An 18337-nucleotide genomic window follows, 5' to 3' on the forward strand; every position below is an offset into this window, starting at 1 on the left:
CACAGCTCAGGCGCGATCGAGGGTCACCGGGAAGAGCTCGGTGCGGGCGATCGCGGCGTCCCGCTCGGCGGACAGCGCGGCGCGGCGCGGATCGGCGAGGAAACCGTCGTAACCGGCCTGCCCGGCGAACTCGATCAGCTGCGTCTCGTCGGGGGCGCCGTCCGGAGCGTCCGGACGGGTGCGGGCCCGCTGCACCAGGCGGCCGTCGTGGTCGGGGAGCAGCGCGAGAACGGTGTCCTCATAGGCGGCCATCGCGTCAGAGCGGCCCGGCCGTGCCCACAGCAGCACGCAGAGTTGGATCGTCACACCGCCAGACCCTAATGCCTCCCATTTGTACGCTCTCCGAGCCGCCCTGATCCTCATGAGGGCCGACCTCACTCAATGGGATGCCGGACCCCGACGGGGAGTGTCGTACCCCGGCGGTACGGTTCGCCGACCGCCGGGGAGGACGGTGGTCGATCGAGAGCGGAGCGGCATGGGTGATTCAGGGTATGAGAGCGTCTTCGAGCTGCCCCGTGCGTGGCTGCGGCACCGGCGGCCACGGCGCGGCAGTACCGGCGTGCCCGCGTTCACACCCGACCCGAGAGCGCGCGAGCTGATCGCCCGACTGCTCGCCGACCAGCCGGCCACGGTGCCCTGGGTGCTCGACCGGCCGGCCACCGAGGCGCCGCTGCGGGCCGCCGGGCAGGCGTGGCAGGCCGGTGACGCCGGCGCGCCACCGGCCGGGGCGGGCGCGGTCGCCGCCATCACCGAGTTCTACCGCCGCGGCAACGACGACGACATCGGCCTCTTCGCCGACCTGTGGATCAGCGAGCGCGGGCTGCCGTTCGCCGCCCCGGCCGCGGTCGAGTTGGCGTCGATGCTGGTCGTCGACGACACGTTGCCGGCCAACCAGCGCCACCTTCCGAGCCGTGACGTCGGCGTCCGCTACCTGCGTCCCGGCGAGACCCGTCCCGGCTACTTCGCCGACCTGCCGCTGCTGGTGCTCCTGCGGGTGCGTGACGCGCTCGTGGCCGCCCCGGAGACAGAGTTCCAGCAGGTCGTGGCATCACTGGAGGCGTATCGGACACGCTCGGCGTACGCCCGGGTCGCCTGTTCGGTGCTCGTCCCCCGGGCGGACCGGGTCGAGGAGGAGGTCGCCGCCGTGGTGGCCGACGCCGACGGGCCCCGCGCCGCGATGCTGTTCTACGCGGCGTGCACGGGCGAGCAGGCCGCGACCCTGGCCAAGGTCGCCGACGCCTGGATGCTGCTGCGCCGCCCGTCGGCGCTGGTGGCGGTGGCCGAGGCGCTCGGCGGTGAGGCCGGTCCGGCCCTGTTCCACTGGGCCGACCAGGACGCCTCCGCCGTCCTCGGGGTCGAGGGCCGGCGCTGGGTGCTGGAGGTGCTGTCCACGCTGCCGTCCGACCCGGTGATGCGCGGCCTGGTCGCCCGGATCACCGACCGTGACGTCAGACCCGCCCTGATCGAGGCGGCCGGGCGGTTCCCGGAACGGGCCCTGCGGATCCTCGCCGCCGCGACGTCGACCCCGGCCGTGGCCGAGATGCTGCGGGTCCACGTCCTGACCAACCGTGACCTGGTCGACCGGGTGCTTCCCGGGCTGGCAGCCGAGGCCGCCGACCGGATCCGGGCCGTGCTCGCCGAGGCCGACTCGGTGGTGACCGCCCCGCTGTCGCGAGTCCCACCGGTGCTCGCCGACCCGCCGTGGTCGCGCCGCCGCGCCAAACCCGCCAAGCCACCCGTCGTGACCGGCCTGAGCTGCCCGGACGCGGCGTCCGTGGCCTGGCTGCCGGGAGAGCGCGAGCAGTGGGCGGTGACCCCGGTGCGGTTCCACCAGGACGTGCCGGCCGACTGGACACAGGTCGCCGCCAAGGTCACCGCCGGGTCGGCCTGCTGGTGGGAGCAGGCCCAGCTGTTCACCCTCGCGCCGGAGGAGATCGCCCGGCCACTGCTGGAGCACTGGCGACCGTGGCAGTTGTGGGACTTCGACACCTGGATACGTCTCACCGCCGCCAAGTACGAGACCGGCGCCCTGCCCGCGCTGCTTACCGTCGCCGAGGGCAAGCCGGCCGACTACGGGCCGCTGCTGCTTCCGTTCGCGTCGCCGCGGGTCGCCGAGCTGGTCGCCGACTGGCTGGCCCGGCTCAAGTCGATGCGCCGCCTCGCACAGACCTGGCTCGCGCGGCACCCCGCCGCCGCGGCCCGTGCCCTGATCCCGGCCGCGGTCGGCCCGGCGGGACCGGCTCGCCGGCACGCCGAGCGGGCGCTGCGGCATCTGCCTGCCGACGAGGTCCGGACAGCCGCCGCCGGATACGGCCCCCACGCCGCGGCCGCTGTCGAGACGCTGCTGACCGCCGACCCGCTGCTGGCGACGCCGGCCCGGATGCCGTCGTCGCCGTCCTGGGCCGCGCCCGTGCTGCTGCCCCCGGTGCGACTACGCGACGGATCCGGGGCGCTGCCGACCGAGGCCGCGGCGCACCTGGTCGGCATTCTGATGATCTCGCGGCCCGAGGATCCCTATGCGGGCCTGGAGATGGTCCGGGAGGCGGTCGAGCCCGCCGACCTCGCCGTGTTCGGGTGGGCGCTGTTCGAGTTGTGGCAGTCGGCCGGAGCACCCGCCAAGGAGAGCTGGGTGCTCCACGCGCTCGGCCTGACCGGTGACGACGAGACGGTGCGCCGGCTGTCGCCGATGATCCTCGCCTGGCCGGGCGACGGCGGGCACGCCAAGGCCGTCTCCGGGCTGACCGTGCTGGCCACGATCGGCAGTGGCGTGGCCCTCATGCACCTGCACCGGATCTCGCAGCGGGCACGGTTCAAAGGGCTCAAGACCGCCGCCGTCGCCCGGATCGAGGAGGTCGCCGCCGGGCTCGGGCTCACCGCGGAGCAGCTGGCCGACCGGCTGGTTCCCGACTTCGGGCTGGACGCCGACGGCAGTCTGCGGCTCGACTACGGGCCGCGGCGGTTCGTGGTCGGGTTCGACGAGCAGTTGCGGCCGTTCGTCACCGATGACACCGGCAGGAGACTGAAGTCCCTGCCCAAACCCGGAGCCGAGGGTGACGGGGCCTACCGGCGGTTCTCGGCGTTGAAGAAGGACGTGCGCACGGTCGCGACCGATCTGGTGCGCCGTCTCGAGCAGGCCATGGTGACCGGGCGCCGCTGGAGCGGCGCGGAGTTCCGGGAGTACCTCCTCGGTCATCCTCTGCTGTGGCACATCGTGCGCCGCCTGGTGTGGGCCCGTTTCGACGAGGCCGGGGCGGTGACCGGCACGCTGCGGGTCGCCGAGGACCGCAGCCTCGCCGGAGTCGACGACGAGGTCACCGGCCTCGCCGACGACGACGTCATCGGCGTGGCGCACCCGCTTCACCTCGGCGACGCCACGGCCGCATGGAGCGAGGTGTTCGCCGACTATCAGATCCTGCAACCGTTTCCGCAGCTCGGGCGGCCGGTCTTCGCCCTGACGGAGCAGGAGGCCGACGCCAGCCATCTGACCCGGTTCCAGGGGATCACCGTGCCCACCACCCGGCTGCTCGGACTGGAGCGGCGCGGGTGGCGGCGGAGCAGCCCGCAGGAGGGCGGGATGCAGGTGTATGTCGAGCGGACGGTGGCGCCCGGGCGGGTCGTCTCGATCGAGCTGGATCCGGGAATCGTGGTCGGCGAGGTCGGCATCTTCGCTGATCAGAGACTGACCACAGTGTCCCTGAGCGGCATCGGCGGTAGCGGCATCGGCGGTAGCGGCGGCAGCGGCAGCGGCAGCGGCGGCAGCGGCGGTAGCGGCAGCGGCGGCAGCGGCAGCGGCAGCAGCGGATGGGACAGGCCGGGCCGGGGCCGGCTGCGGTTGGGCGATCTCGACCCGATCACCGTCTCGGAGATCCTGCTCGATCTGACCGAGGTCGCCGGCTGACGGACAGCGCTACGCCGGCGCCCTGCCCTTTCCCTCCCTCCGCCGCTGGTCGTGGGCATGATCGGCCCGGCGGTCGGCGGGGATCCGGTTTTGTCGTACCCGGGAGATAGGTTGCGCGGCATGGAAGACACGGGGGTCTCGTTCATCGCTCCGGAGCACGTGCATCCGCGTCGTGGCGGGGCCACGACCCGGCCGTTCGTGGCCGATCCGGGGGCGGGCGTGCGGACCGCTGAGATCGTCCCCGATCGGCGGGGCGGTGTGGGTGGAGCGCTCGCGGCTCCCTCCACACCGGAGACGGTCCGGGCCGCGGTGACGCAGTGGCTGGCCGGCAACCCCGCACCGGTCGGCGCGGCCGCCGTCGCGGCGATCAAGGCCGGCGGCCGCACGAGCGATGACGTCCGCCTCTTCGCCGACCTGTGGATCGGTGAGCACGGCCTACGGTTCGCGGCGACCGCGGCCGTCGAGATGGCGTCGATGCTGCTCATCGACGACCACGCCGCGTCCGGCACCCAGCACTACCCGTCGTCCGACCGCGGTGTCCGGCATCTGCGGCCGGGCGAGACACAGCTGACCCGGTGGCCGGCGACGGCGGTGCTGCTACGGGTCCGCGCGGCGCTCGCAGTGGCGCCGGATGACGAGTTCGAGCAGGTCGTCACCGCCCTGATGCCGTTTAGGGAGGGGCTGCCGACCGCGCGGGCCGCATGCTCGACGCTGGTGCCCCGGCCGGACTGGGTGGATGCCGACGTGGCCGACACCGTCGCCTCCCGCGATTCGTGGCGGGCGCGGTTGCTGCTGCACGCCACCGCTGACGCCGGGCAGGCACGGCTGCTCGCCGAGATCCCCGAGCCGTGGCATCTGGACATCGACCGTGGACTGGTGTTCACCCTGCTCGACGGCGTCGGCCCGTCCGCCGTGTCCACGCTCTTCCACTGGCTCGACCAGAAAATCGCCCAGTTCTCCGGCGCGGGCACCGAGCGGTGGCTGTTCTCCCTGGTGGCCACCATCCCGGGCGACGACGTGATGACCGGCCTGCTGTCCCGTTCCGGCTCCCGTGCCGCCAAGGCGGCGCTGCTGGAGGCGGCCCGCCGGTTCCCCGCCCGGGCCATGCGGATCCTCGCCGAGCATGACGTCGCCGACCTGTTGCGTGGCCACGTCGTCGAGCACCTCGACCTGGTCAACGAGGTGACGCCCCTGTTGAGCCTGCCGGCGGCCGGGCGGGTTCAGGCCATCGTGCGAGCCTGGCACGAGGTGGTGACCGCGCCCCTGTCGGCGGTCCCTCCGGTGCTGGCCGATCCACCGTGGTCGCGCCGTCAGCGGGTCGCCAGACCACCGGTCGTCACCGGCCTGGCCTGCACCGATGTGCCCGCCGTCACCTGGTTGCCGGGGGAGCGGGAGGAGTGGGCGGAGCGCCGGAGGTTCCGGGAGGACCCCGCCGTCGACTGGCCGGCCATGGCGGAGAAGGTGATCAACGGAACGGGCCGATGGGACGACGAGCCGGGTCTGCTCTTCGCCCGTGCGCCGGAGGAGATCGCCCGCGCGACCCTCGTCCGGTGGGAGCCGCGGTCCAGCTGGGATGCGCCCTATTGGATGCCGGTCGCAGCGGCGCGTCTCGGGACCGACATGTTGCCGGCCCTGCTGACGCTCGCCCGGGCCACGCCCGCCGACTACGCCGCGCTGCTGCTCCCGTTCACGTCGACCGAGGTCGCGGTGCTGGTGGCCGACTGGTCGGCACGGCTCAAGACCGTGCGGGGCCCGGCCCGGCAGTGGCTGCTGCGCCATCCGGGCGCGGCCGCCCGTGCGCTGATCCCTCCCGCACTCGGCAAGCCCGGCACGGCCCGGCGACAGGCCGAGCGCGTGTTGCTCCTGCTGCACGGCCACGGCCACACCGAAGAGATCCGGCAGGCCGCCGCGGGGTATGGGCCGGAGGCCGCCGCCGGTGTGGAGGCGCTCTTCGTCGCCGATCCGCTGGCGGCCCTCCCGGCCCGGATGCCGACACCGCCGGTCTGGGCCGCCCCGGGGTGCTCCCGCCGGTGCGGCTGAGCGACGGCGCCGGAGCGCTGCCCGCCGAGGCGATCACCCACCTGGTCCAGGTCCTGATGATCTCGCGGCCCGACGAGCCGTATGCAGGCTTGGAGCTCGTTCGGGTCGCTGTCGATCCCGACGACCTGGCCGAGCTCGGCTGGGCGCTGTTCCAGCGGTGGCAGGCCGCCGGTGGTGCCGCCAAGGACGGCTGGGTGCTCGACACCGTCGCGATGACCGGCACCGACGAGACCGCCCGCCGGATCACCCCGCTGATCCTCTCCTGGCCCAGTGAGGGCTGGCATGCCAAGGCCGTCTCGGGCCTGTCCGTGCTGGTCGGCATCGGCACCGACGAGGCGTTGATGCACCTGCACCGGATCTCGCAGCGGGCCAAGTCCACGCCGCTGCGCAAGGCCGCCGCCGCACGCATCGGCGAGATCGCGGACCGGCTGGGGCTCACCGCCGACGAGCTGGCCGACCGGCTGGTTCCCGACTTCGGGCTGGACGCCGACGGGAGTCTGCGGCTCGACTACGGGCCGAGGCAGTTCGTGGTCGGTTTCGACGAGCAGCTGCGGCCGTTCGTCGTCGGCGGAGACGGTAAACGGCTCAAGGAACTGCCCAAACCCGGGGTCCGTGACGATGCCGAGCTGAGCGAGGCGGCCTATCAGCGGTTCGCCCTGCTGAAGAAGGCGGTCCGCAAGATCGCGGCCGAGCAGGTGCGCCGCCTGGAGCAGGCCATGGTCGCCGGGCGGCGATGGACCGGGGCGGACTTCCGGCGGCTGTTCGTCGACCATCCGCTGATGTGGCACATCGGGCGCCGCCTGGTCTGGGCGCGCTTCGAAGGGTCCGGGTCCGGGTCCGGGTCCGGGTCCGGGTCCGGGTCCGGGTCCGGGTCCGGGTCCGGGTCCGGGTCCGGGTCCGGGTCCGGGTCTGGGTCTGGGTCTGGGGCCTTGGCAGGGGCCGGACCCGGGTCAGCGGCTGGGTCTGGGTCAGCGGCTTTGGCAGGGGCCGGACCCGGGTCCGGGTCCAAGTCAGCGGCTGTGGCAAGGGCTGGGGCCTTGGTCGGCTCGCTAAGGATCGCCGAGGACCGCAGTTTCGCCGGCGTCGACGATGAGCCGGTCGTGCTCGCTGACGACGACGTGGTCGGAGTGGCGCATCCGGTGCAGTTGGGCGCTTCGGCTGCCGGGTGGGCGGAGTTGTTCGCCGACTACGAGATCCTTCAGCCGTTCCCGCAGCTGGGTCGGCCGGTGTATGCGTTCACCCCGGCCGAGGAGACGGTGGGGCGGCTGGCCCGCTTCGAGGGCGTCACCGTGCCCACCACCAAGGTTCTCACCCTCGACCGGCGCGGGTGGCAACGCCACGAACCGGTCAATGCCGGAATCCAGGCGGGCTTCGATCGGGAGGTGAGACCGGGGCAGGTCGTGACCGTCCATCTCGATCCGGGGATCGTGGGGAAAGTGGGGTTCCACGCCAAGCAGAGCCTGGTCGCCGTCTATCTGCACGACGGCAGCATCGGCCCATGGGACATCGCCGAGGCGAGGATGCTGCCATGGGGTGAACTCGACCCGGTCGCCGCTTCGGAGATCCTGCGCGACCTGACCGACGTGACCAGCTGAGGGTTTCGCCGTCCGGCGGGTGTCGCTGCCGGCGGGCCTCGTTGCCGGCGGGTGTCGTTGCCGGTGGGTGTCTGTTGCGGCGTGTGGCGGTTGCGGGCGTGGTGCTGGTCCGGTTTCGGGTGGATCGCAGTTTCGGGTGGTGCTCTCAGGTTCCGGGCGGTGGTGCTGGTCGCGCTTCGGGCGGTGTCGGTCGCGCTTCCGGCGGTGGCGTTGGCGGGTTTCGGGCGGCGATGCTGGTCGGGTTTCGGACGTGGTGCTGGTCGGGTTTCGGGCGTGGTGCTGGTCGCGCTTCGGGTGGTGGTGCTGGTCGTGCTTGGGGCGGGTGGCGGGTTCAGACGGCTCGGGCGGGCGGGACGGCTGTTTCGGTGATCACGCGGGCTCGGCCCGCGTGTTTGCCGGCGTAGAGCAGGCGGTCCGCGTGTTCGAGCAGTTCCTGGGCGGTCTGGTGGCCGTCCCAGCGGGCCACCCCGGCCGAGAACGTCTGGCCGTGCGGAGTCAGGGCCAGCAGGCGTTCGACCACGGCGGCTGCCTCGGTGGTCCGGCCGGTCAGCAGCACGCAGAACTCCTCGCCGCCGTAACGGGTCAGCAGATCCGCGTCGCGCAGACCGGGTGGACCAGGCGGTGGCGGCGCTGGTCAGGAGTTCGTCGCCGGCCTGGGGGCCGTGGGTGTCGTTGTAGCGCTTGACATGGTCCAGATCCAGCAGGGCCACCACCAGCGGCTCGCCGGTTCGTGTCGAGCGGTCCAGGGCGTCGGTCAGATGCCGGTCCCAGCGGCGGCGGTTCGCCACACCGGTGAGCGCGTCCTGATCGACCAGCACCGACAGGCGTCCGGCCTGATGCTCTACGCGCAGCACGAGGCGGCCATCCGGGCGCTCACCAGCAGGAACAGAACGATCGACGCGAGTCCCGCGGCGAGCCAGTTCTGCGCGATACGGCCGGTGGCACCCTGGTAGAGGCTGATGGCCGGGGCGAGCAGGATCGCCATGGACAGAATCGCCATGGACAGAAGGGTGAGGCGTGGGCGTACAAAAGCGAGAGGGACCGTGAGTTGCCGCATCGAAAGATGCATCGTGGCGGCCGCCACGAGCGAGTTCGCCAGGATCAGCGCCACGTCGGCGGCGCCACCCGGCTCGAAGGGCAACGTCCCGCTCGGCACCGTCCTGCTGGAGGAGGTGGCCTTCCGCGGCGTCCTGATGGGCCTGATCAACCGCCACCGCGGTGCCGTCGGTTGAGGGAGGGGTGCTCAGGGGGCTGGAGACGGGGCGAAGCAGGCGTCGATCACGGCGGGGGAGACCTCGGCCAGGGTGGCGGGCCGCCAGCGTGGGCGGCGGTCCTTGTCGATGATCTGGGCGCGGATCCCCTCCGCGAGGTCGGGCAGGCGCAGAAGGGCCGCCGACAGCCGGTACTCCTGGTCGAGTGCCTCTCGCAGGCCCGGCATGGTGGCCGCCGACCGCACCGACCGCAGGGCCACGACCAGGGACGTCGGCGATTTGGTGGCGATCTCCTTGGCGGCCGCCTGCGCGCCCGGGGCGGAGGACGCGGCGAGCCGGTCGACGATCGCGGTCACGTCGTCGCCGGTGTAGCACTCGTCGATCCATGTGCGGGCGCCGGCCAGGTCGCCGGGTGGGGCCGGCGCGGCGAACGACTCCACCACCGAGGCGGCGTCCCCGGTCTGCAGGGCCTCGGCCAGGTCGTCGAGGCGGGCGCTGGGTACGAACACGTCGGCGAGGCCGGCCAGGATGGCGTCGGCGGCGCCGATCGTGCCGCCGGTCAGCGCCAGATGGACGCCGATCCGGCCCGGCGCGTGGGCGAGCAGCCACGATCCGCCCACGTCGGGGTGGAAGCCGATGCCCACCTCCGGCATGGCGAGCCGGGACCGTTCGGTGACGACCCGCAGCGACGCGTGCGCGGAGACTCCGATGCCGCCGCCCATGACGAGCCCGTCCATGAACGCGACGACCGGTTTCGGATAGTCGGCCAGTTCGGCGTTGAGGCGGTACTCGTCGGCCCAGAAGTCCAGGGTCGCGGTGCCTCCGGAGACGGCGTCGGCGTGCATGGCCCGCAGGTCGCCTCCGGCGCACAGGCCTCGCGGTCCGGCGCCGCTGATCAGCACGGCCCGGACCCGGTCCGTTTCCGACCAGTCAGCGAGCCTACGCCGAAGCGCGCCGACCATCTCCGCGGTGAGGGCGTTGATCGCGGCCGGCCGGTTGAGGGTGAGCCGGCCGAGCCCGCCGGTGACCTCGGAGAGTACGGGCGGCGCGCTCGGTTCGGGCATGCTTGCGATCTTCCACGGGCCGGGTCGTCGCGTCGCTACCGGGGTGACGACGCCACGGCGAAGGCGTCGGTGAGTGGCCCGCCGGTGCGGCGCAGTGTGGTGAGCGCCCGGCTGGCCCGGCTCTTCACCGTTCCGCTGGAGCACCCGAGCTGGGTGGCGATCTCCTGCTCGGACAGGCCGGCCCAGTAGCGCAGCACCAGCACGATCCGCTGTCCGGGTGGCAGTTGGCGTAGTGCGGCGAGCACCACCGCGGCGGTGTCGCGAACGTCGAAGGCGTCACCGTCGGCGGCCCGGTCGGGTGGCACCGCCGCGGGCAGCTCACGTCGCCACAACCGGCGTCCGGCGCGCCAGGCGGCCCGTACCATCACCTGCCTGGTGTAGCCCTCCGGATCGCCGTCGGGGTGCAGTCGCCGCCAGGCGCGGTGTGTTTTGACCAGCGCCTCCTGGGCGAGGTCTTCGCCGTGGCCGTGGTCGCCGGTGAGCAGGGCGCCGTAGCGGACGAGCGCCGGGTAGCGGGCGCCGACGAACGTGGCGAATCCGTCGTCGGTCACCGGGCGCCGATCCTGAAGATCGTTTTCAGCTCGGTGACGGCCGTGTCGGTGAGCCGTACCCGTCCGCCGTGTGAGGAGACCGCCTCCTGGCAGGTGCCGAGCGCGATCACCACCCGGAACGCTGCCGGGTCCGACGGCTCGGGGGGCTGCGCGGTGCCGCCGGGCAGGAGCGTGATCTGCAGGGTCTCCTGGGACACGTTCGCGCAGGCGTCGGCGTTCTCCACCACATCGGTCGCGGCGTGCAGGGCCTGCATGAGCCGGGCGATCGCGGTGCTGTCGGCGAGTTCGGCCTGTACGTCGGGACCGGAGAGGTAGGCGTGGGCGGCGGTCTCGGGCAGCGTGAGGACGCCGGCCCGGATCGGGGCGGTACGCGAGGGCCGGAGCAGCTGCCCGTTGCCCGGGTTGTCGGCGAACAGCTCGTAGGTGACGAGCGACCACGGCATCACCATCACGGTCCGGTATTGGAGCTGTCTCGTCCGCGGGTTCCTGCTGCGGGACGGCTCGCCGAGCCAGGCGGGTTCGCCGCCGGGCAGGGTGATCATCGCGGGCGGAGGGTCGGGCATCCGGGGAACACGGCCGGAGACCTCGATGCCGAGGCGGCACCCGTCGACGCCGGTGTGGACGACCACGACGGTGTCCCTTCCCGGGGCCGGGTCGCACCGTTCCCTCTCGCCGTCGTCGAGGGCCTTCCATTCCCCGGGGATCCGCATCTCCAGTGTTCCGGCGGTGACCGTGCCGTCGAGGGTCCGGGGGACGGGCGGGGCGTCGGCGATCGGGCCGGCGGTCTGCGGGGGCTCGGGCGGCCCGGTCTCCGGACGGTTGATAGCCAGTCCGCCGGCGGTGATCGCGCCGACGGTCAGCGCCGCCACCCCGAGCCCCGCGGTCAAGGTTCGCCGCTTCGCGGTCCGTTCGCGTCGCAGGACGGAGCCGACCGGGTCCATGTCCCGTGGCTCGAGCTGGTCGACAGCGTCGTCGAGCAGCCGCCTGATCCGTTCCGTCATGCCTTCGCTCCGTTCGGGGTCCTTCGTCACCCTCCCGAAAGACATCGATCGGCCGAATGGTTCCACGAGTTCGGCCGGCAGTGCCGGTTCGCGTACTTCGACGATCAGTGACCGGTATGGTGACGGCGGCGGAAAGCGATCGCCGCTCGCGGCGGACTGTGAGGACAGGGTGCCCGACCGCGACCCGATGAGCACCGGTCACGAGGTGGCCATCGAGCGTGCCTACCTGCTCATCGAGGCTGCGCAGGGGCACAACGACCCGGCTGCGGTGGAGCGGGCCGAGGTCGAGGCGCGGGCATGCGGCTGGGAGGACGTGCGGCTGCTGCTGCACATGGCGCGGTCGCTGGCCTGCCTGGAGGACGGTGTCGACGACACCGAGCACGTCAACGCGATGCTCGACACGGCCCTGCTGCTCGGCGATCCGGATCTGCTCGCGCTGTCGATCGCGCTCAAGGCGCTGCGCTGCGCCGGTCAGCGCCGGCTCGCGACGACCGGGGAGTCGGCGGCGGCGCTGCTGGTGGAGTCGGTGGTGCTGCTCGACGAGGCGGACGGCAACGGCCTGGTGGTGCACCGGGCCAACGCACTGATCGAGGTCGCGTGTGTCGCGCACGAGCTGGGCTTCTGGGAGCTGGCGCAGGAGTATTACGAGATCACCGAGCGGACCCTGGCGGCCCGCACCGATGTCCGCTGGGCCGAGACGGTCCGCCGGCAGATCCGGGTGGTGTCGATCAACTCGTTCGATCTGGCGCTGGACTGGGCGAGTTGCCTGGCCGCGATCGGCCAGTGGGACGAGGCGGCCGCCCGGGCGCGGACGGCCCTGGCGATCGGTGACCCGACCGATGGCGGCTGGCCGCCGGGCTGGGTGGGGGAGGTGTATGGCATGCAGCACCTGCTGGCCGCGATCGCCGGTGATCCGCCGACCCCGGCCGAGGGCCGCGTCGCCCTGCTGGGCGGGGCGATCGCCGCGGCCCGCGACGGGGACGCCGAGACCGCCGCGCGACTGGCCATGGAGGCCGGCGACGACCTGGGGATCCCGGTGCCGACCGGCACGAAGCTGCTGCGCCTGGGCGTCGCCGCGAGGAGACCGGGCACCAACCCCGAGGCCATCCGGTACGGCGACGAGCTGGCCGTGCTGCGCTGGAACGACCGCCTGGACCGGATGTCCGGCATGCGCGACGCGATCGCCGTGGAGCGCCGCCGCCGTGACCACGAGCAGTTGCGCCGCGATCTGGTGGTGGACGAGCTGACCGGCCTGGCGAACCGGCGTGGCTATCAGGCCTACCTGTCCGGGCTGGGCGAGAGGACCGACGAGCAGGCCTACGCGGTCATGATGATCGACGTGGACCATTTCAAGGCGGTCAACGACACCTTCGGGCACGACGTGGGTGACCTGGTACTGGCCCGGCTCGGGCAGATCCTGGCGCTGCATGTGCGCCCGACCGACCTGGCGGCCCGGCTGGGCGGCGACGAGTTCGTGGTGATCCTGGCCGAGGTCCACACCGAGATCCCGACGGCCCGCGCGCAGCAGATCCTGGAGGCGGTCCGGTCGCATCCGTGGGACGACCTGGCGCTGGGCCTGAAGGTGTCGGTGAGCATCGGCGTGCACCACGGAAGCCGCCGTGAACTGCCCGCCCTGCTGACCGACGCGGACCGCAGCCTCTATCACGCCAAGCATGACGGTCGCGGCCGTGTCTGGGCAAATTGACCAGGGATCAGGACCTTCGACCTGTCGTTCTGGGCAATCTGCCCGGCGAAAAATGTGCTTGTTGTGCAGTGACCGGCGTCTCGTAAGGCTGGGGGCATCGCAAGGCCGCTGAAGGGAGCGCCGATGTCCGTCAACGACACGCTGACCAGCGAGGAACGTCTCGCGGAGCTTGATCTCGACACCCTCAAGCAGCTTGTGGGGCTCGTCGAGTACGACTCCGCCGGCGACCCGTTCCCGGTCACCGGGTGGGACGCGATCGTGTGGGCGGTCGGCAACGCCACCCAGACCGCGCACTTCTTCCAGTCCGCCTTCGGGATGGAGCTGATCGCCTACTCCGGCCCGGAGAACGGCAACCGCGACCACATGTCGTACGTGCTGAAGAGCGGCGCCATCCGGTTCGTGATCAACGGCGGGGTCGACCCGGACAGCCCGATCATCGCCCACCACTCGGTGCACGGCGACGGCATCACCGACATCGCGCTGACCGTCCCGGACGTCGACAAGTGCATCGAACACGCCCGCGCACAGGGCGCCACCATCCTCGAGGAGCCGCACGACGTCTCCGACGAGTACGGCACGGTCCGGATCGCGGCCATCGCCGCCTACGGCGACACCCGGCACACCCTGGTCAACCGGGCGCACTACTCCGGCCCGTACCTCCCGGGTTATGTCGCCCGGACCACGACGCACCGCAAGCGTCCCGGGGCGCCGAAGCGGATCTTCCAGGCTCTGGACCACATCGTCGGCAACGTCGAGCTCGGCGCCATGGACCAGTGGGTCGACTTCTACAACCGGGTCATGGGCTTCACCAACATGGCCGAGTTCATCGGCGACGACATCGCCACCGACTACTCGGCGTTGATGAGCAAGGTCGTGGCGTCCGGTAACCACCGGGTCAAGTTCCCGCTGAACGAGCCGGCGATCGGCAAGAAGAAGTCGCAGATCGACGAGTACCTGGAGTTCTACCGCGGGCCGGGCGCGCAGCATCTGGCGCTGGCCACCAACGACATCCTCGGCGCGGTCGACGCCCTGGTCGAGGAGGGTGTGGAGTTCCTCGCGACGCCGGACTCGTACTACTCCGACCCGGAGCTGCGGGCGCGGATCGGCGAGGTGCGGGCGCCGATCGAGGAGCTGCAGAAGCGCGGCATCCTGGTCGACCGTGACGAGGACGGCTATCTGCTGCAGATCTTCACCAAGCCGATCGGTGACCGGCCTACCGTGTTCTTCGAGCTGATCGAGCGGCACGGGTCGCTCGGGTTCGGCAAGGGAAACTTCAAGGCCCTGTTCGAGGCCATCGAGCGGGAGCAGGCCAAGCGCGGCAACTTCTGACCGGGGACGACGACGATGGCTCATTACCAGAAAGCCGGCAACATCCCGGCGAAACGGCACACCCAGCATCGCGACCCGGACGGGAAGCTCTACTACGAGGAGCTGATGGGGAGGAGGGCTTCTCCTCCGACTCGTCGCTGCTCTACCACCGGCATGTGCCGTCGGCGGTGGCCGCCGCCCGGATCTGGCAGCTGCCCGACCAGGCGACGGAGGCCAACCAGCCGCTGCTGCCCCGGCATTTGCGTCTGCACGAGCTCTTCGACGGTGAGGAGTGGAAGTCGTGCGACGCGGTTCGTGACCGGCGGCTGGTCCTCGGCAACGCCGACGTCCGGATCGGGTACGTGGTGGCCGGCACCGCCTCGCCGCTCTACCGCAACGCCACCGGTGACGAGTGCGTCTACGTCGAGGCCGGGGCGGGCACGGTCGAGACCGTCTTCGGTGACCTCGACGTCGGCAGCGGCGACTACGTGATCATTCCCCGAGCCACCACCCACCGGTGGGTGCCGTCCGGGGACGGGCCGCTGCGGCTCTACACGATCGAGGCGAACAGCCACATCGCCCCGCCGAAGCGTTACCTGTCCCGGTACGGGCAGTTCCTCGAGCACTCGCCGTACTGTGAGCGCGATCTGCGTACCCCCGGCGCTCCTCATGTCGTGGAGGGGGAGAACGTCGAGGTCTACATCAAGCACCGGGGCGACGGGCCGGCCGGGCTCGCCGGGACCGTGCACGTGCTGCCGCATCACCCGTTCGACGTGGTCGGCTGGGACGGGTGCCTGTATCCGTACGCGTTCAACATCGCCGATTTCGAGCCGATCACCGGCCGGGTCCACCAGCCGCCGCCGGTGCATCAGGTCTTCGAGGGCAACAACTTCGTGATCTGCAACTTCGTGCCGCGCAAGGTCGACTACCACCCGCTCGCGGTGCCGGTGCCGTATTACCACTCGAACGTCGACAGCGACGAGGTGATGTTCTACGTGGGCGGCGACTACGAGGCGCGCAAGGGCTCCGGGATCAACGTCGGCTCGGTGTCGCTGCACCCCGGCGGGCACTCGCACGGGCCGCAGCCACGCGCTATCGAGGGCAGCCTCGGCGCGGAACGGTTCGACGAGCTGGCGGTCATGGTCGACACGTTCCGGCCGCTGGGGCTCGGCGAGGCGGGGCGGGTCTGCGACGACGGCGTCTACGCCTGGACCTGGGCACGGAACTCGTGAACGCCCTGTTCGCCGGGCTGTTCGACGACGCGGCGATCTTCCCGCCCGGGAACGTGCCGATGCCCGAGGCCGTTTCGGCCCATCGGGCCCGGCAGGGTTCGCCGCTCGTCGGCCCCTTCGTGTGCTCGCTCGCGCGTTTCGGTGAGCTTGCCGCGTCGGCGGCCGGCACCGGCATCAAGGTGTCGCTGGTGCTGCCCGGGCCGGTCGACGAGCTGCCCACGGCCGGCGGGATCGACGTCGTCGCGGTGGAAGGGCCCCGTCTGAGCACGGACGGGACGCTGACGACGTACGTCGAGATCCCCTGCACGGAGGTGACCGCCACGCGCGTCGCGGCCCTGCGTGACGCCGGTCTGCGACTGAAGATCAGGACCGGTGGGGTACGCGCGGACGCCTTCCCGACCGAGGCCGAGCTGGCCGGCGCGATCTGGGCGGCGGTGCGCGGCGGCCTGGCGTTCAAGTTGACCGCCGGCCTGCACGACCCGATCCGCCACCGCGACCCGGCGACCGGTTTTGAACACCACGGCTTCCTCAACGTCCTGCTGGCCACGGCACGCGCTCTGCAGGGTTACGAGATCGGGCGGGCGCTCGCCGACCAGGACGGCGACCGGGTCGCGGCCGCGGTCGCGGGCATCGACGAGGTGCTGGCCAAGGCGGTCCGCCACCATTTCGTCAGCTTCGGCACGTGCAGTGTCAGCGAGCCGGCCGCCGGCCTGCGACGCTACGGACTCATCTCGGAGGCAGCGCTGTGACCTGGCTCGACATCCCGGCCGGCCACCCGTTCGGCGTCGCGGCCCTGCCCTACGGGGTGTTCAGCACGCCCACCGACCCGCACCCGCGCACCGGCGTCGCGATCGGTGACCTGGTCATCGACCTGCCCGCGACCGTCCGCCGGCTGGCCCCGTCACTGGCCGGAGCGGTGGCCGGGCCGTCGCTCGACGCGCTGCTCGCCGCCGGGCCGGGCACGTGGGCCGAGTTGCGTGAACTGCTGACGACGTGGGTCACCGACGAGGTGCACCGCGCGTACCTGGTGCTCCACGCCGACGCGATCATGCACCTGCCGTTCACGGTCGCCGACTACGTCGACTTCTACGCCTCCGAGGAGCACGCCACCAACCTCGGCCGGATGTTCCGCCCCGACCAGGCGCCGCTCACCCCGAACTGGAAGCACCTCCCGATCGGCTACCACGGTCGCGCCGGCACGGTCGTGGTCTCCGGCACCGAGATCACCCGCCCCAGCGGCCAGCGCCGTACCCCGGACGGTGAGATCACCTTCGGCCCGTCGCAGCGCCTCGACATCGAGGCCGAGCTCGGCTACGTCGTCGGCGCCGGCTCGCGTCTGGGCGAGCCGGTCGAGCTGGGGGCCTTCGACCGGCACGTGTTCGGGGTGTGCCTGGTCAACGACTGGTCCGCCCGGGACATCCAGGCGTGGGAGTACGTTCCGCTCGGCCCGTTCCTCGGCAAGAGCTTCGCCACGTCGATCTCCCCGTGGATCCTGCCGCTGGCGGCGCTCGACCACGCCCGGGTCGGCCCGCCGGAGCGGACCGTGCCGCTGCTGCCCTACCTCGACGACGAGAAGGCGCAGCCGTGGGGCTTCGACATCCACCTGGAGGTCCGGCTCAACGGGCACGTCGTGTCGCAGCCGTCGTTCGCCGGCATGTACTGGACCGGCGCGCAGATGCTCGCCCACATGACCGCCAACGGCGCGTCGCTGCGTACCGGGGACCTGTTCGCCTCGGGCACGATCAGCGGCGGCTCGCCCGGCTGTCTCATCGAGCTGAGCTGGAACGGAACCAACCCGATCCACCTGCCGGACGGCTCGCGGCGGACGTTCCTGGACGACGGTGACGAGGTGGTGATCACGGCGACCGCGCCGGGCCCGGGCGGCTCGATCGTGGGTCTCGGTGAGGTGCGCGGCCGGGTCCGGTCGCCCCTCGGCGGGTGAACGTCTCGTCCCCAAACGGTAAACAAATCGACAGTTCTTAGTTGATCTCGAACTGTCCGGGCCCGGGTTCCGTGTCATGTCGCGACGGTGGGTCGCTTCCACCCACCGCCGCCATGACATGGACGGTCGGCAGCTCCGCCACCGTCGACGACGGTGGGCCGCTTCCGCCCACCCGAGCAGGCAGGGGAAAGTCATGCTCACCACCCGTTCCCGGATCAGTGCTGTCGCGATCGCGGCGGCGATCGGCGCGACCACCGTCGCCGGCCCGGCACTGGCCGGGGTGCACAACGACAGCCCGGAGACCAGCGCCCGCACGGTCGGCGTGCCGCTGATCAAGAAGGAGATCCAGCCGCCCGCCGGGTCCAAGCTGGTCGGCGCGTACGTCGTCGTCAGCGGCACCCAGACCTACACGTGTGCGGTGCCGGCCGGCGCGACGACCGGCGTGTTCACCGGCACCCCGTCGGTGCCGGAGGCGCAGCTCATCGGCACCGGCGGGCGCATCCACCACTTCGGCGGCCCGAGCTGGCAGTCGCTGAAGGACGGTTCGCTGGTCACCGCGTCGCGTGCGGCGGGCGTGAACGTCGACGGCGCCATCCCGGAGCTGCTGCTCAAGGTCGAGACCCACTCCGGCAAGGGCGTTCTCAGCCGGGCCGACTTCATCAACCGGCTGCGCACGTCCGGCGGCGTCGCCCCGGCCGGCAGCTGCACGGCCGGGCAGAAGGCGTCGGTGCCGTACGGCTCGATCTATGTCTTCTGGGACGCTCCGGCGGTCTGAGCAACGTCGCGGGAC

General features: G+C 72.0%; 15 protein-coding genes and 2 pseudogenes. 10 read left to right on the forward strand and 7 right to left on the reverse strand.

The genetic code is table 11. The annotated features are described in order from the left end of the window. Window positions 1-6: 6 nt before the first annotated feature. Entirely contained in the window at window positions 7-306 is a 300-nt protein-coding gene (locus ACQPZW_RS17820) for a hypothetical protein (RefSeq protein ID WP_433796017.1), read from the reverse strand. Between the two features lie 169 nt (window positions 307-475). Here ACQPZW_RS17820 and ACQPZW_RS17825 point away from each other — a divergent pair, with 169 nt between their 5' ends. The 3 genes from ACQPZW_RS17825 (at window position 476) to ACQPZW_RS17835 (ending at window position 7533) form a co-directional block, all read left to right on the forward strand. Beyond that, window positions 476-3898 (forward strand): DUF4132 domain-containing protein, encoded by a 3423-nt coding sequence (locus ACQPZW_RS17825; protein ID WP_433796018.1) that lies wholly within the window; start codon window positions 476-478, stop codon window positions 3896-3898. Window positions 3899-4018: 120 nt separating this feature from the next. Then, complete coding sequence (locus tag ACQPZW_RS17830; protein WP_433796019.1) at window positions 4019-5938, forward strand: hypothetical protein; 1920 nt, start codon at window positions 4019-4021, stop codon at window positions 5936-5938. Beyond that, the gene (locus tag ACQPZW_RS17835; RefSeq protein WP_433796020.1) at window positions 5929-7533 is read left to right on the forward strand and encodes a DUF4132 domain-containing protein; all 1605 of its coding nucleotides are present in this window, start codon (window positions 5929-5931) and stop codon (window positions 7531-7533) included. The genes ACQPZW_RS17830 and ACQPZW_RS17835 overlap by 10 nt, the downstream gene beginning before the upstream one ends. A 331-nt stretch (window positions 7534-7864) precedes the next feature. Here ACQPZW_RS17835 and ACQPZW_RS17840 read toward each other — a convergent pair whose 3' ends face one another. The 3 genes and pseudogenes from ACQPZW_RS17840 to ACQPZW_RS17850 form a co-directional block, all read right to left on the reverse strand. Continuing rightward, window positions 7865-8089, reverse strand: coding sequence for a hypothetical protein (locus ACQPZW_RS17840; RefSeq protein ID WP_433796021.1), 225 nt, complete (start codon window positions 8087-8089; stop codon window positions 7865-7867). 115 nt (window positions 8090-8204) lie between these two features. After that, window positions 8205-8387: pseudogene (locus tag ACQPZW_RS17845) on the reverse strand (diguanylate cyclase domain-containing protein); the annotation flags it as partial. Next, the gene (locus ACQPZW_RS17850) at window positions 8375-8533 is read right to left on the reverse strand and encodes a hypothetical protein (protein WP_433796022.1); all 159 of its coding nucleotides are present in this window, start codon (window positions 8531-8533) and stop codon (window positions 8375-8377) included. The pseudogene ACQPZW_RS17845 and the gene ACQPZW_RS17850, both read right to left, overlap by 13 nt. Window positions 8534-8603: 70 nt before the next feature. Here ACQPZW_RS17850 and ACQPZW_RS17855 point away from each other — a divergent pair, with 70 nt between their 5' ends. Continuing rightward, a complete protein-coding gene (locus tag ACQPZW_RS17855) occupies window positions 8604-8765 on the forward strand; it encodes a hypothetical protein (RefSeq protein WP_433796023.1) in 162 nt (53 codons plus the stop codon). A gap of 11 nt (window positions 8766-8776) precedes the next feature. On the opposite strand, the gene ACQPZW_RS17860 is transcribed toward ACQPZW_RS17855, so the two are convergent. Genes ACQPZW_RS17860 through ACQPZW_RS17870 form a run of 3 tightly spaced genes read right to left on the reverse strand, consistent with a single transcriptional unit; the run spans window position 8777 to window position 11360 of the window. Continuing rightward, the gene (locus tag ACQPZW_RS17860; protein ID WP_433796024.1) at window positions 8777-9808 is read right to left on the reverse strand and encodes an enoyl-CoA hydratase/isomerase family protein; all 1032 of its coding nucleotides are present in this window, start codon (window positions 9806-9808) and stop codon (window positions 8777-8779) included. 35 nt (window positions 9809-9843) lie between these two features. Next, entirely contained in the window at window positions 9844-10359 is a 516-nt protein-coding gene (locus ACQPZW_RS17865) for a SigE family RNA polymerase sigma factor (protein WP_433796025.1), read from the reverse strand. Continuing rightward, window positions 10356-11360 carry a hypothetical protein gene (locus tag ACQPZW_RS17870; RefSeq protein WP_433796026.1) on the reverse strand — a complete coding sequence of 335 codons (1005 nt, stop codon included), beginning with the start codon at window positions 11358-11360 and terminating at the stop codon, window positions 10356-10358. The genes ACQPZW_RS17865 and ACQPZW_RS17870 overlap by 4 nt, the downstream gene beginning before the upstream one ends. Before the next feature lie 187 nt (window positions 11361-11547). On the opposite strand from ACQPZW_RS17870, the gene ACQPZW_RS17875 reads away from it, so the two are divergent. From ACQPZW_RS17875 to ACQPZW_RS17900, 6 genes and pseudogenes are all read left to right on the forward strand, one after another. Continuing rightward, complete coding sequence (locus ACQPZW_RS17875; RefSeq protein ID WP_433796027.1) at window positions 11548-13065, forward strand: diguanylate cyclase; 1518 nt, start codon at window positions 11548-11550, stop codon at window positions 13063-13065. A 123-nt stretch (window positions 13066-13188) separates the two neighbouring features. Then, complete coding sequence (gene hppD / locus ACQPZW_RS17880; RefSeq protein WP_433796028.1) at window positions 13189-14394, forward strand: 4-hydroxyphenylpyruvate dioxygenase; 1206 nt, start codon at window positions 13189-13191, stop codon at window positions 14392-14394. Window positions 14395-14409: 15 nt separating this feature from the next. After that, window positions 14410-15605: pseudogene (locus ACQPZW_RS17885) on the forward strand (homogentisate 1,2-dioxygenase). Beyond that, window positions 15602-16354 carry a hypothetical protein gene (locus ACQPZW_RS17890; RefSeq protein ID WP_433796029.1) on the forward strand — a complete coding sequence of 251 codons (753 nt, stop codon included), beginning with the start codon at window positions 15602-15604 and terminating at the stop codon, window positions 16352-16354. The pseudogene ACQPZW_RS17885 and the gene ACQPZW_RS17890 overlap by 4 nt, the downstream one beginning before the upstream one ends. Continuing rightward, window positions 16351-17547: a fumarylacetoacetase gene (gene fahA / locus ACQPZW_RS17895; RefSeq protein ID WP_433796030.1), complete on the forward strand. Its 1197-nt coding sequence runs from the start codon at window positions 16351-16353 to the stop codon at window positions 17545-17547. The genes ACQPZW_RS17890 and fahA overlap by 4 nt, the downstream gene beginning before the upstream one ends. 193 nt (window positions 17548-17740) lie before the next feature. Continuing rightward, a complete protein-coding gene (locus ACQPZW_RS17900; protein ID WP_433796031.1) occupies window positions 17741-18322 on the forward strand; it encodes a DUF3455 domain-containing protein in 582 nt (193 codons plus the stop codon). The last annotated feature ends 15 nt before the right edge of the window (window positions 18323-18337 follow it).

Origin of the sequence: Actinoplanes sp. CA-252034, from assembly GCF_050956125.1 — a bacterium.
GTDB lineage: Bacteria > Actinomycetota > Actinomycetes > Mycobacteriales > Micromonosporaceae > Actinoplanes.

Bases quoted from the DNA above. Each gene is read 5' to 3' on its own strand.
- ACQPZW_RS17860 (WP_433796024.1), bottom strand. From the start codon at position 9,808: ATGCCCGAACCGAGCGCGCCGCCCGTACTCTCCGAGGTCACCGGCGGG.
- ACQPZW_RS17875 (WP_433796027.1), top strand. From the start codon at position 11,548: ATGAGCACCGGTCACGAGGTGGCCATCGAGCGTGCCTACCTGCTCATC.
- ACQPZW_RS17825 (WP_433796018.1), top strand. From the start codon at position 476: ATGGGTGATTCAGGGTATGAGAGCGTCTTCGAGCTGCCCCGTGCGTGG.
- ACQPZW_RS17870 (WP_433796026.1), bottom strand. From the start codon at position 11,360: ATGACGGAACGGATCAGGCGGCTGCTCGACGACGCTGTCGACCAGCTC.
- ACQPZW_RS17830 (WP_433796019.1), top strand. From the start codon at position 4,019: ATGGAAGACACGGGGGTCTCGTTCATCGCTCCGGAGCACGTGCATCCG.
- ACQPZW_RS17850 (WP_433796022.1), bottom strand. From the start codon at position 8,533: ATGGCGATTCTGTCCATGGCGATCCTGCTCGCCCCGGCCATCAGCCTC.
- ACQPZW_RS17900 (WP_433796031.1), top strand. From the start codon at position 17,741: ATGCTCACCACCCGTTCCCGGATCAGTGCTGTCGCGATCGCGGCGGCG.
- hppD (WP_433796028.1), top strand. From the start codon at position 13,189: ATGTCCGTCAACGACACGCTGACCAGCGAGGAACGTCTCGCGGAGCTT.